Origin of the sequence: Halomonas sp. HMF6819 (assembly GCF_044335525.1) — a bacterium.
Lineage (GTDB): Bacteria > Pseudomonadota > Gammaproteobacteria > Pseudomonadales > Halomonadaceae > Vreelandella.
In genome coordinates this window covers 143,802-156,226 of the sequence record NZ_JBIQVY010000001.1, presented here as the reverse complement: position 1 = coordinate 156,226, position 12,425 = coordinate 143,802, and the positions used below count along the sequence as shown (strand labels likewise).

Here is a 12,425-nt window from a genome sequence, read left to right as displayed (position 1 = left end):
CGGCTAATAAAAAAGCGGGGCGATGATACCATCGCCCCGCTTTTTTGTGTTCGCTAATCGCTAGCGTAAAAGCCAGGAGAGCACGAGTAACAGCAGCAAAATACCCGCCACGCCCTGCCAAAAGCGCCGGGGCTCGCTTCGCATTTCGACGTGGGCCACGCGGCCCAGCGGTACGCGAAGCGCGTACAGAAGTTCCGACATTTTACGAAAGCGTAGCGCCCGCTGCGGGTCCAGTGCCCGGCGCAGCGCGTCGTCCAGCGCCGGAGTGATCTCCGGGTTTGCGCTGCGCGCGCTTTTATAGGCAAGCGACTCAAGGTCGGTGTGGCTTCTAAGCCGGTCCGGGGTCAGCGTGTAGGGCAGCGTGCCGGTTAACAGCCAGTAAACGGTGGAGGCCAGCGAGTACTGATCGCTTCGCCTTCCAACGCTGTCGCCAAGCGCATACTCGGGGGCGGTATGCTCGGTAAAGCCCACCTGGCGCAACAGCTCGCCGGAATTACGGTGGCCTTCCATGTCGCGCATGTGGCAGGCGCTAAAGTCCGCCAGCACTACCTTGCCGTGGGTATCGATCAGCACGTTGTCCGGCGAAATTTGCTGATGAATGATGTCGCGATGGTGCAGCGCCTGCACCGCCTTACCAAGTTGGTTGGCGATGTCCAGGCGCTGCTTCAGACTCGCTTGGGGGTGGCGGTCCGCCCACTCTCTGAGCGTTTCGCTTTCGACGAACGCCATCAGATAGTAAAGGTAGCGCCTGGGTCTTGATGGCTCGATCACCCGCACCACGAAGGGCGAATTGACCCGCTCCACGACCCACTGCTGAAGCAGAAAGTGCTCGAGATAGGCGTTTCGCAGCGAAAGCTCGGGACTGGGGGCTTTCATCACCATCTGGCGCTGGGAGTGGACGTCGCGCACCTGGTAGACGCGGGATTGGGCGTTGCGCGATAAAACGCGCTCCACTTCCAGCCCGTCGAGGCGCTGGCCCGGGGAAAGCTCTGGCGGAATGGGCAGATCGCCGTAGATCAGCGCCGGGTCGTCCTCGGTCTCTTCCGGCAGCTCGTCGATGCGCAGTATCTGAAAGCAGAACTGGTCGCCGCCGTAGCCGCGCTCCTGGGCGCGCTGCTTGGCCTCGCTTGCCAACCGCTCGCAGGCGGCGTCCAGGTCGCTAGCGTTTTCGCGGATCAAGCGAACGTAGTCCGAGGGCATGAGCGTGCCGCGAACGCCTTGCGTGGTGAAGACGAAAAAGTCGCCCTGCTTGAGGTTGATCAGGCTGTAATCGATGTCGAGGCTGCCATCCATGCCCAGCGCCCGAGAAGGATAGCGATAGCCGCCCACGTCGGTGACATGGTCGCGGGTGAGCTGCTCGAATTCAGCGCCGCGCAGGCGAAACACCAGCGTATCGCCCATATGAAAGAGATTGGCTTCGCCGCCTCTGAAGATCATTGCCGACATAGAGGAGACGAAGCTGCCCTCCTTGACGTGCTGGCTCTGGCTGTAGCACCAGCTATTGAGCGCCAGCATCACCCGGGTGGCCGAGGTCTTGATGTCCCAGTGCTCGGGGGTGGAATAGTAGTCGGCCATGAAGCCACGCACGCTCAGGTCGCCGGCCTGTTTGGCCATGGTGTTGCGCGACAGCGAATCGCTAATCACCGCGCAGGCGCCCTTGAGATTGAGCAAGGGGATATCGGGTACGCTCACGGACATGGAGCTTCTGTGCTTTCGCCGGTCCGGGGCGACGAAGGCCTGGCCGTAGCTGATCAGTAACTGAGCGTGCCCCACTGTATTCTCCTTGGCCTTACGTGCTACGTCACTAAGGTACGTCGACAAAAGGCGTCGCGTCCAATGCACCGGGCGCGTCCCCGAGCGCTCCATCGAAGTTCGCTATCATACACGCTGCGCGTTGGTAGCGATGCCCCGCCGATGGTCGGTATCGCCAAACGACCGCTCCGCCCTGGTAAAGGCACCAGCGCCTTCAAGGAGGCTTGAAATTTGGCGCTCGAGCATCGTTGAATTGGTAATCAGTGGCGCTTGTTCGTATAATTCGTCGCAATTACGCAAGACATCAATCGCTTAAACCATCACCCAAACCACCGCTTAAATCACGCACGTTAAAAGCCAAGGATTGAAAATGAACTTCGACCACATTCCCGCTGGAAAGGATCTGCCCAACGATATTTATGTTGCGATCGAAATTCCAGCTAACCACGCGCCGATCAAGTACGAAATCGACAAGGATATGGGCGCGCTGCTGGTTGACCGTTTCATGGCAACGCCGATGTTTTATCCGGCCAACTACGGCTTCATTCCGCACACCCTGGCTGACGACGGCGACCCCCTGGACGCGCTGGTCGTCACACCGCACCCGGTCGCACCGGGTAGCATCATTCGCGCGCGCCCCGTCGGCATCCTGAACATGACCGACGAAGCCGGTGAAGACGCCAAGCTCGTCTGCGTGCCGCACCCCAAACTGAGCACGCTTTACGACGACGTACAGGAAGTCACTGACCTTCCGGAACTGCTTCGCCAGCAGATCGCCCACTTTTTCGAAAACTACAAGGATCTCGAAAAAGGCAAGTGGGTCAAGGTTGAATCCTGGGAAGGTGTCGAGGCCGCGCGCAAGGCGATCGAAAAATCCGTGGCCGCTTACGAGAAAGCGTAACGACTCGTTGGCCCACCGTGAAAGAAGCCGCCTTAGGGCGGCTTCTTACGTTGGAGCGCCGCCGTTGATCGGCGCGTCATGTCACCGCAGTCGCTACGCTCACCGTCTCCGGTCTGCTATCCTGGCCGGGTACGTTTTCAGGAAGCCGCCGTGTTATCGATCAAACGCTTACTTTGTCTTGCCCTGCTAATCATCCCCCTGGGCGCGCAGGCGCAGTTTTTTTCCAGCAGCGGTCAGTCCGATTTTCTTCCGGTACTCGAGGCCTTTGAAAGCCAGGCCTGGCACGATGGCGAAAGGGTTTACGTCGGCGTCGACATCGCCGACGGCTACTATCTCTACCGCCATCAGCTCGGCCTTGAAGGCGCCGGACTCGAATCGCTTGAGATCCCCCAGGGCGAAGCGCACACCGACGAGTTCATGGGCGAAGCCCAGGTGTTTCGGGATCAGCTGGTGTTTCAAGCGCCGCTGGTCGAGACGCACGACGGGCCGATTTCGCTCGAGTTTCGCTTTCAGGGCTGCGCCGATGCCGGGCTCTGCTATCCGCCGGAGCAGATCACGCTCGAGGCAGCGCAAACCACCGCGCCCCCCGCCTTTGCCAATGCCCTTAATGCCGGCGACACCGCCGCTTCTGTCGATGCGCCAGCGGATTTTAGGGCGGTGCAAAGCGAGGACGGGCGCTTTAGCGCGCTGATCACTGAGGCGAGCCTGCCGCTGGCGCTCGGCCTTTTCCTTTTGGCCGGCATCGGGCTGACCTTCACGCCCTGCGTGCTGCCGATGCTGCCGATTCTCTCGTCGATCATCGTCGGCCAACATCCGACCCGGCCGCGGGCGTTTGTGCTCTCGCTAAGTTACGTGCTGGGCATGGCGACGACCTACGCGCTCGTCGGCGTATTGATGGGGCTTTTCGGTGCCGGGCTCAATCTACAGGCCCGGCTTCAGTCGCCGCCGGTACTGATCGGCTTTGCCGCTCTTTTCACCCTGTTCGCGGTTGCCATGCTGGGCGCGTTCAACCTGAGCCTTTCCCCCAAACTCGCCAGCCGGGTCGAACGCTGGCAAGCGCGCGCCCAGCAAAGCGGGCCGATGGGGCTTGCGCTTGCCGGCGCGCTTTCGGTGCTGGTGGTGTCACCATGCGTGACCGCGCCGCTGGCCGGGGCGCTGGTGTTCATTTCGAGTACCGGTGACGCGCTGATGGGCGCGGCGGTACTGTTCGCGCTCGGGCTCGGCATGGGGCTGCCGCTGCTGCTGGTCGGCACCTTAGGCACGACGCTGCTGCCGCGCTCCGGGCCCTGGATGAACGGGGTCAAGACCACGTTTGGGCTATTGCTGTTTGGCGTGGCCATCTGGATGGTCGAGCGCTTGATCGCCCCGCCCCTGGCGCTGCTGCTATGGGCGGCGCTGGCCATCGCCACCGCGCTGACGCTCGGAGCACTGGCCCGCGCCACCGACGGCTGGGCCCGGGCGCGCCAAACCCTCGGGCTGATGCTGCTGGTTTGGGGTGGCGCGCTGGTGCTAGGTGCCGCTGCCGGCGGTGACGACCCGCTACGTCCGTTAAATCTTGCGACCTCGTCGTTCTCGATCGATCAACGCGACGAGGCGCGCGCCTTCGAGACCGTCGAGGGCCTCGATGGGCTTAATGAGGCGCTGGCGCGAAGCGACGAACGACTCGCCTTCGTTCACTTTACCGCCGACTGGTGCATCTCCTGCAAGCTGATGGAGCGCGACGTCTACCCCGACCCGCGAGTAATCGACGCCCTCGAGGGCATGGCGCTGATCGAGGTCGACGTCACGCAGACGACGCCCCAAACCCGCGCCGCCTTGGAGGCCTTCGATTTGTTCGGGCCGCCGAGCCTTCTGTTTTTCGACGGTGACCGCGAAATTCGTCAAGCGCGTATTCAAGGTGAAGTCGATGCCAAAGCGCTTGCCGACCACCTTTCTTCGCTCAAGCGCTCCTTGAAAGCGACACCGAGCGCCTGATGCAAATCGTTTTGCCTTGATGACGCCGTTATAAGCAGTAGTAATTTTGGGTGCGGGCAGTCGACGCCCATCGAGGGCCCTACGCTGGACAATGTCGGCGTTTTTCGGCAAACTCCGCTCCCAATAGCATTAGCGGCGGTTTTAAGGCATAAAGGCCTGTAACGTTCGTTAACGTGTCGCTTTTCGTTCATTTTATCGTTTGGTTTACTGCGCCCTTCGGCGCGCCCTTTGACGGCGTGCCGGGGCGGATTTATTAACTGTTCAACACTACCGGGGCCCAGCAATGGATATTCGCAAGGTTAAAAAGCTGATCGAACTGCTCGAAGAATCCAACATCAGCGAGATCGAGATTCAGGAAGGGGAAGAGTCGGTGCGCATTAGCCGCCATCCGGACGGCGCCAGCTGGCAGCCCCAGCCGATGCCTCAGTACGGCTACCCGAACCACGCACAGCCCGCGCCGGCCCCCGCCGCTCCCGCGTCAGGCGTTGACGCTGGCGCAGAGGCGCCGGCCAAAACCTACCGCGGCGAAGCGGTCAACTCGCCCATGGTCGGCACCTTCTACCGTAGCCCGGCGCCGGGTGCGAAATCCTTCGTCGAGGTGGGCGATACCGTCAAACAGGGCGACACGGTGTGCATCGTTGAAGCCATGAAAATGATGAACCAGATCGAAGCCGATCGCGACGGCGTGGTAGAGGCCATCCTGGTGGAAGACGGCGAGCCGGTGGAATTCGATCAGCCCATGATCGTTCTCGCTTAATCTTTCATTTCAATACGGGTGGATTCTCCCATGCTGGACAAGGTACTTATCGCGAATCGCGGCGAGATTGCCCTGCGCATTCTTCGCGCCTGTAAAGAGCTAGGGATCAAGACCGTTGCGGTGCACTCCAAAGCCGATCGGGATCTGATGCACGTGCGTCTGGCCGACGAAGCGGTCTGCATCGGGCCAGCGCCGTCGGCGCAGTCCTACCTCAACATTCCGGCGCTGATCAGCGCCGCCGAGGTCACCGATTCGAGCGCCATACACCCCGGCTACGGCTTTTTGTCCGAAAACGCCAATTTTGCCGAACAGGTCGAGCGCTCCGGTTTCACCTTCATTGGCCCCCGCGCCGAGACCATCCGCCTGATGGGCGACAAGGTCAGCGCCATCGAGTCGATGAAAGCCGCTGGTGTGCCGACCGTCCCCGGCTCCGACGGCCCGCTGGGTGACGACAACGCCGCGAACCTGGCCACCGCCAAGCGTATCGGCTACCCGGTGATCATCAAGGCCGCCGCCGGCGGCGGTGGTCGCGGTATGCGCGTGGTGCACACCGAAGGGCACCTGCTCTCGGCCATCACCGTGACGCGCACCGAAGCCAGCGCCGCGTTCGGCGACGGCACGGTGTACATGGAGAAGTTCCTCGAAAAGCCGCGCCACGTGGAAGTCCAGGTACTGGCCGATGGTCAGGGCAACGCCATTCACCTTTATGATCGTGACTGCTCGCTTCAGCGCCGCCACCAGAAGGTACTGGAAGAGGCCCCGGCACCGGGCATCGACCCCGAGGCGCGGGCCAAAGTGCTGCAGTCGTGTCGTGACGCCTGCATCGAGATAGGCTACCGCGGCGCCGGTACCTTCGAGTTTCTCTACGAAGACGGCGAGTTCTTCTTCATCGAGATGAACACCCGCGTTCAGGTCGAGCACCCGGTCACCGAAATGGTCACCGGCGTCGACATCGTCAAGGAGCAGCTGCGCATTGCCTCCGGGCTTCCGCTGTCGATTAGCCAGGATGACGTGCAGATCAACGGCCACGCGTTTGAGTGCCGGATCAACGCCGAAGACGCGCGCACCTTCATGCCCTCGCCGGGCAAGGTGACGCTGTTCCACGCGCCGGGCGGGCTTGGCGTGCGCATGGACTCGCACATGTACACCGGCTATAGCGTACCGCCGCATTACGATTCGCTGATCGGCAAGCTGATCACCTGGGGCGCGAGCCGCGAGACCGCTTTGACGCGCATGCGCAACGCCCTCGACGAGCTGCTGGTGGAAGGCATCAAGACCAATATCGACCTGCAAAAAGACCTGGTGCGCGATAGCTACTTCCGCCAGGGCGGCGTCAATATTCACTACCTCGAGAAAAAGCTCGGCAGCTAATACGGCGCGTGCTTGAAACGGGGTGGCCTGGCCACCCCGTTATCGTTTCTCCCGACTCAAATTCGACCCTCATTTTCGGAGAGTGCCATGCCCTGGCTACAGCTTCGCGCCCACGTTGCCCCGGAGCAGGCAGAACTGCTCGAAGAGCTTTTGCTGGAAGAAGGCGCCACGGCCATCGGCCTTCAGGACGCCGAGGACGATCCGGTGTTCGAACCCGACCGCGGCACCACCCCGCTTTGGCAGGTGACCATCCTGACCGGCCTTTACGACGATCTCGAAGGGGTCGATGCGATGCTAGTTCGTATCGAGGCGGCCTGGGCGGAGCAGATGCCCGGCGAGGCGTGCCCCGCCATCGACTACGAGCTGCTGGCCGATCGTGACTGGGAGCGCGAGTGGATGGACGACTTCTCGCCGCTCAAAATGGGCGAGAGGCTCTGGATCGTACCAAGCTGGCACGAGCCGCCAGAGCCCACCGCGGTCAACCTGATTCTCGACCCAGGCCTGGCCTTCGGCACCGGCACGCACGCCACCACCGCGCTGTGCCTCGAGTGGCTCGATGGCCTGGCCGTCGAGGGCCAACTCGATGACAAAACCGTGCTCGATGTCGGCTGCGGTTCGGGGATTCTCGCCATCGCCGCGCTCAAGCTCGGCGCCGCTCGCGCCGACGGCACCGACATTGACCCCCAGGCGCTTCAGGCCAGCCGTGAAAACGCCGAGCGCAATGCCATCGCCGAGCAAAGGCTCTCGCTTTACTACCCGGAGCAGCTCGAAGGCGAAGGCTACCCCGTGGTGACCGCCAACATTCTGGCCGGCCCCCTGGTCGAGCTCGCTCCTACCATTGCGGGCTACGTGGCGCCCGGCGGGCGCATCGCCCTCTCCGGCATCCTGGCCAACCAGGCCGATGACGTGGTGAAAGCCTACGAGGCCGAAGGCATCGTGATTGACGAGCCGGCGCTTAGGGAAGGCTGGGTGCGCCTGACCGGCAAGCGCCCGGGTTAATTGCCGCATGGCCTTCACCCTCGCGGCGCTGCGGCGTATCATACGCCCCTTTAATGCGCCTAACGCTTGCTCGATACCAACACCATGACGCGACCTTCTTCAACGCTTTTGACCATCGGCGACTATCAGCTGCAAAGCCCGGTCATGCTGGCGCCCATGGCCGGCGTGACTGACCGCCCGTTTCGCAGGCTCTGCCGACGCCTTGGCGCGGGCTGGGTCGTGGGCGAGATGGTCACCGCCGACCCTTCGCTTTGGAACACCCGTAAATCGCGCCTGCGTATGGATCACCAGGGCGAGCCCTCACCTCGCGTGGTGCAGATCGCCGGCGGTGACGCCGCGATGCTCGCCAACGCCGCCAGGCTCAATGCCGAGCTCGGCGCCCAGGTGATCGATATCAACATGGGGTGTCCAGCCAAGAAAGTGTGCAACAAGGCGGCGGGCTCGGCGCTGATGCGTGACGAGGCGCTGGTGGCGGAGATTCTCGCGGCCGTGGTCGGCGCGGTGGACATTCCCGTGACGCTCAAGATTCGCACCGGCTGGTGCGCCGACTCTAACAACGCGCTGGCCGTTGCACGGCTTGCCGAATCCAGCGGCATTCGGGCGCTGGCGATCCATGGTCGCCACCGCGAACAGCGCTATACTGGATTGGCCGAGTACGACACCATCGCCGAGGTCAAATCAAAACTGTCGATTCCCGTGATCGCCAACGGCGATATCACCTCGCCAGAGAAAGCGGCGTTCGTTTTGCGCCACACCGGCGCAGACGCGCTGATGGTCGGCCGCGCCGCCCAGGGTAACCCGTGGATTTTCGAACAGATCAATCACTTCCTGGCGCACGGCGAACGGCTCGAGGCGCCCTCGCTTGCCACGCGGCGTAACGTTCTCGACGAGCATGTCAAAGCCCTGCACGCCTTCTATGGCGACACCATGGGCGTTCGCATCGCGCGCAAACACCTTGGCTGGTACCTCGATGAGGACACGCGCTTTGATAGCGCCCAACGCAAGACCCTAAAACAACAATTCAACGCGCTCGGTACGCCAAAGGCACAGTTTGAATGGATCGACAAAGCAATGACGCCAGACGCCGCGGCGCACCTGCTCGCTAAAGGAAGCCATGCTGCATGAACGAACGTTTCTTGATGAACAGCGAATTGACCCCGCTTGGCCATCCGCCTTCAGGCGCTCAGGAGCCGCCTCAACCGCTCAGAGAAGCCGTGGAGAGCGCGATGCGCCGTTACTTCGAGCATCTCGATGGCAGTCAGGCATCCGATCTGTACGCCATGGTGATGGCCGAAGTAGAGGCGCCGCTTTTGGCCTGCGTGATGGATCACACCGACGGCAACCAGACCCGCGCCGCCGATGTACTGGGTCTTAACCGCGGTACGCTGCGCAAAAAACTCAAACAGTACGGTCTTATTGAAAGTGACGCCCCTTGAGTGGGGCGTCGTCGTTTTTAATTCCTGACTCTTTTCACCCCTGACTTCCATGAGCACCCCAATGGCAGATAGCACTCCCACCCCCGTTCGCCGCGCCCTTCTCAGCGTTTCCGATAAAACCGGCATCGTCGACTTTGCCAAAGGCCTGGTCGAGCAAGGCGTTGCCCTGCTCTCCACCGGCGGCACCTTCCGTCTTTTGCAGGAAAACGGCGTCGAGGTTCAGGAAGTTTCCGAGCATACGGGCTTTCCCGAAATCATGGACGGCCGCGTCAAGACCCTGCATCCGAAAATCCACGGCGGCATCTTGGCCCGCCGCGGCCAGGACGATGCGGTGATGGCGGAAAACGACATCGACCCGATCGACATGGTGGTGGTGAATCTTTACCCCTTCGCCGCGACCGTCGCCCGCGACGACTGCACTCTCGAGGACGCTATCGAGAATATCGACATCGGTGGGCCGACCATGGTGCGCGCCTGCGCCAAGAACCACGCCTACACCACCATCGTCGTCAATGCCAACGACTACGCCCGCGTACTCGGTGAGATGGCATCCCAAAACGGCGCGGTGAGCGATGCCACTCGCTTCGACCTGGCGGTCAAGGCCTTCGAGCATACCGCCAGCTACGACGGCGCCATCGCCAACTACCTGGGTCGCAAGGTCAGCGACAGCGACGCAACTTTCGCCCGCACCTTCAACCTGCAGCTCAAGAAGAAGCAGGACATGCGCTACGGCGAGAACCCGCATCAGCAGGCGGCGTTCTACATCGACCCCGAGGTCACCGAGCCGAGCGTGGCCACCGCCGTGATTCGCCAGGGCAAGCCGCTCTCCTACAACAACGTGGCGGACACCGACGCCGCCTTCGAAGCCGTGAAAGTGTTCGACGAAACGGCGTGCGTGATCGTCAAACACGCCAACCCCTGCGGCGTGGCCACGGGCGCCACCGCGCTCGAGGCCTACGACAAGGCGTTCGCCACCGACCCGACCAGCGCCTTTGGCGGCATCATCGCCTTCAACGTGGCGCTCGACGCCGATACGGCGAAAGCGATCGTCGACCGCCAGTTCGTCGAGGTGATCATCGCACCAAACATCAGCGATGAAGCGGCCGAGATCGTCGCGGCGAAAAAGAACGTGCGGCTTTTGGAAGTCGCACCGCTGACGGGAGCCACCCAAAGCGCAGCGCTGGATTACAAACGCGTTAACGGCGGCCTGCTGGTGCAAGAGCTCGACCAGGGCAGCGTCACCCGCGACGAGCTGACCGTGGTGAGCAAGCGCGCCCCCACCGAGCAGGAGCTCAGTGACCTGCTCTTCGCCTGGCGGGTGGCGAAGTTCGTCAAGTCCAACGCCATCGTCTATGCCAAAAGTGGCCAGACCATCGGCGTGGGCGCCGGCCAAATGAGCCGCGTTTACTCGGCGAAGATCGCCGGCATCAAGGCCGAAGACGAAGGCCTTTCGGTGCCCGGCTCGGTCATGGCGTCTGATGCCTTCTTCCCCTTCCGCGACGGCATCGACGCTGCGGCGAAGGCCGGTATCACCGCCGTGATCCAGCCCGGCGGCTCCATGCGCGACCAGGAAGTGATCGACGCCGCCGATGAGGCCGACATCGCAATGGTCTTCACCGGCATGCGCCATTTCCGCCACTAACGCGGCGAAGAGCTTAGCGAGATCGCCGCGCGCGATACCGCTAAATCAAAAAAAGCCCGGGCGAATGCCCGGGCTTTTTTTCATCGAAAGAATCAAGCGACCATCAGCTTCCCAGATCGATACACAGGTACTTGGTTTCCAGATACTCCTCCAAACCCTGGTGACCACCCTCTCGGCCCAGGCCCGACGCCTTCACGCCGCCAAACGGTGCCGCCGCGTTGGAGATCAAGCCGGTATTGATACCGACCATGCCGTACTCCAGCGCCTCGGCGACCCGCCAAACCCGCGCCAAGTCCTTTGAATAGAAGTAGGAGGCGAGCCCGTACTGGGTATCGTTGGCCATTTCGATGGCGGTCTCTTCATCATCGAAAGGAAAGACCGCCGCCAGCGGGCCGAACGTCTCTTCACGGGCCACTTTCATCGAGTCGTTGGCGAAGCTGATCAGCGTCGGGGTGAAGAAGTTGCCACCGAGCGGATGCGGCTGGCCGCCGAGCAGCAGCTCGCCACCCTTGTCCACCGCGTCCTGAACGTGCTCGCTCACTTTCTTGACCGCGTTATCATCGATCATCGGGCCGATGTTGATACCGGGTTTTGTGCCATCACCCACGTGCAGTTCGCTGTTCATCGCCGCGGCGAGCTTTTCACAAAAGGCGTTGATGACGCTGGACTGCACCAGAAAACGGTTGGTACAGACGCAGGTTTGGCCGGCGTTGCGAAACTTGGCCGCCATGGCGCCTTCGACGGCGGCGTCTAGGTCCGCATCCTCGAACACGATGAACGGCGCATTACCTCCAAGCTCCAGTGAAACTTTCTGAATGTGCTGAGAGGCTTTTGCCATCAGGTCGCGGCCCACTTCGGTAGAGCCGGTGAAGGTGATCTTGCGCACCTTGGGTGACTCGGTCAGCGCCGCGGCGATCTCGCTGGCGCTACCCGGCACCACGTTGAATACGCCGCGGGGAATGCCCGCGCGCTCGGCCAGAAGCGCAAGCGCAGTGGCGGAAAACGGCGTTTGGCTGGCGGGCTTGACCACGATGGTACAACCGGCGGCCAGCGCCGCCCCCGCCTTGCGGGTAATCATGGCGGCGGGGAAATTCCAGGGGGTAATCGCGCCGACCACACCGACCGGCTGTTTGGTTACCACGATGCGCTGGCTGGCGCTCGTCGCCGGAATGGTTTCGCCGTAGATGCGCCGCGCCTCTTCGGCGAACCAGCGAATGAAGCTCGCCGCGTAAGCGATCTCGCCTTCGGCTTCCTTGACCGGCTTGCCCTGCTCATGAGTCATCAAAACGGCCAGATCGTGCTGATGCTCCATGATGAGATCGAACCATTTGAACAACAGATCCGAACGCTCCTGGGCGGTCATTGCCCTCCAAGCGGGCAGCGCGCGATCGGCGGCGTCGATCGCGCGCTCGGTTTCCGCCCGGCCCAGGCGCGGCATGTCGCCCATGCTTTCGCCGGTCGCCGGGTTGATGACGTTGATCTGCTCGCCGCTGTCCGCGGCGACCCAGCTGCCGTCGATATAGGCAAAGGGGCAGTACAGTTCGGTTTCCTTGAGCGCTTCCATGACATACTCCTGACCGAAAGGTGGTCGCT

General features: G+C 62.2%; 10 protein-coding genes. 8 read left to right on the top strand and 2 right to left on the bottom strand.

Features of this window, described 5'->3' with window-relative positions; all coding sequences use genetic code 11:
* Positions 1-60: 60 nt before the first annotated feature.
* The gene (locus ACGLWX_RS00705) at positions 61-1,773 is read right to left on the bottom strand and encodes a protein kinase (RefSeq protein ID WP_396236539.1); all 1,713 of its coding nucleotides are present in this window, start codon (positions 1,771-1,773) and stop codon (positions 61-63) included.
* Between the two features lie 349 nt (positions 1,774-2,122).
* Here ACGLWX_RS00705 and ppa point away from each other — a divergent pair, with 349 nt between their 5' ends.
* The 8 genes from ppa to purH all read left to right on the top strand — a co-directional run bounded on the left by ppa (position 2,123) and on the right by purH (position 10,832).
* On the top strand, positions 2,123-2,653 hold the full coding sequence (ppa, locus tag ACGLWX_RS00700; RefSeq protein ID WP_396236537.1) for an inorganic diphosphatase: 531 nt from the start codon (positions 2,123-2,125) through the stop codon (positions 2,651-2,653).
* A gap of 150 nt (positions 2,654-2,803) precedes the next feature.
* A complete protein-coding gene (dsbD, locus tag ACGLWX_RS00695) occupies positions 2,804-4,627 on the top strand; it encodes a protein-disulfide reductase DsbD (protein WP_396236535.1) in 1,824 nt (607 codons plus the stop codon).
* Positions 4,628-4,910: 283 nt separating this feature from the next.
* Positions 4,911-5,384, top strand: coding sequence for an acetyl-CoA carboxylase biotin carboxyl carrier protein (gene accB / locus ACGLWX_RS00690; RefSeq protein WP_396236533.1), 474 nt, complete (start codon positions 4,911-4,913; stop codon positions 5,382-5,384).
* Positions 5,385-5,414: 30 nt separating this feature from the next.
* Positions 5,415-6,755, top strand: coding sequence for an acetyl-CoA carboxylase biotin carboxylase subunit (accC, locus tag ACGLWX_RS00685; protein ID WP_396236531.1), 1,341 nt, complete (start codon positions 5,415-5,417; stop codon positions 6,753-6,755).
* An 87-nt stretch (positions 6,756-6,842) separates the two neighbouring features.
* Positions 6,843-7,754 (top strand): 50S ribosomal protein L11 methyltransferase, encoded by a 912-nt coding sequence (gene prmA / locus ACGLWX_RS00680; protein ID WP_396236529.1) that lies wholly within the window; start codon positions 6,843-6,845, stop codon positions 7,752-7,754.
* Between the two features lie 84 nt (positions 7,755-7,838).
* The gene (gene dusB, locus ACGLWX_RS00675) at positions 7,839-8,879 is read left to right on the top strand and encodes a tRNA dihydrouridine synthase DusB (protein WP_396238142.1); all 1,041 of its coding nucleotides are present in this window, start codon (positions 7,839-7,841) and stop codon (positions 8,877-8,879) included.
* Complete coding sequence (fis, locus tag ACGLWX_RS00670) at positions 8,876-9,190, top strand: DNA-binding transcriptional regulator Fis (RefSeq protein ID WP_396236527.1); 315 nt, start codon at positions 8,876-8,878, stop codon at positions 9,188-9,190. Before dusB ends, fis begins: the two co-directional genes overlap by 4 nt.
* A 61-nt stretch (positions 9,191-9,251) precedes the next feature.
* Positions 9,252-10,832: a bifunctional phosphoribosylaminoimidazolecarboxamide formyltransferase/IMP cyclohydrolase gene (gene purH / locus ACGLWX_RS00665; protein WP_396236525.1), complete on the top strand. Its 1,581-nt coding sequence runs from the start codon at positions 9,252-9,254 to the stop codon at positions 10,830-10,832.
* A 103-nt stretch (positions 10,833-10,935) separates the two neighbouring features.
* On the opposite strand, the gene ACGLWX_RS00660 is transcribed toward purH, so the two are convergent.
* Positions 10,936-12,396 (bottom strand): NAD-dependent succinate-semialdehyde dehydrogenase, encoded by a 1,461-nt coding sequence (locus ACGLWX_RS00660; protein ID WP_396236523.1) that lies wholly within the window; start codon positions 12,394-12,396, stop codon positions 10,936-10,938.
* Positions 12,397-12,425 lie beyond the last annotated feature (29 nt).

Excerpts from the sequence above, each read along its gene's own strand:
- dusB (WP_396238142.1), top strand. The coding sequence starts at position 7,839 with ATGACGCGACCTTCTTCAACGCTTTTGACCATCGGCGACTATCAGCTG.
- ACGLWX_RS00660 (WP_396236523.1), bottom strand. The coding sequence starts at position 12,396 with ATGGAAGCGCTCAAGGAAACCGAACTGTACTGCCCCTTTGCCTATATC.
- accC (WP_396236531.1), top strand. The coding sequence starts at position 5,415 with ATGCTGGACAAGGTACTTATCGCGAATCGCGGCGAGATTGCCCTGCGC.
- purH (WP_396236525.1), top strand. The coding sequence starts at position 9,252 with ATGGCAGATAGCACTCCCACCCCCGTTCGCCGCGCCCTTCTCAGCGTT.
- ppa (WP_396236537.1), top strand. The coding sequence starts at position 2,123 with ATGAACTTCGACCACATTCCCGCTGGAAAGGATCTGCCCAACGATATT.
- accB (WP_396236533.1), top strand. The coding sequence starts at position 4,911 with ATGGATATTCGCAAGGTTAAAAAGCTGATCGAACTGCTCGAAGAATCC.
- fis (WP_396236527.1), top strand. The coding sequence starts at position 8,876 with ATGAACGAACGTTTCTTGATGAACAGCGAATTGACCCCGCTTGGCCAT.
- prmA (WP_396236529.1), top strand. The coding sequence starts at position 6,843 with ATGCCCTGGCTACAGCTTCGCGCCCACGTTGCCCCGGAGCAGGCAGAA.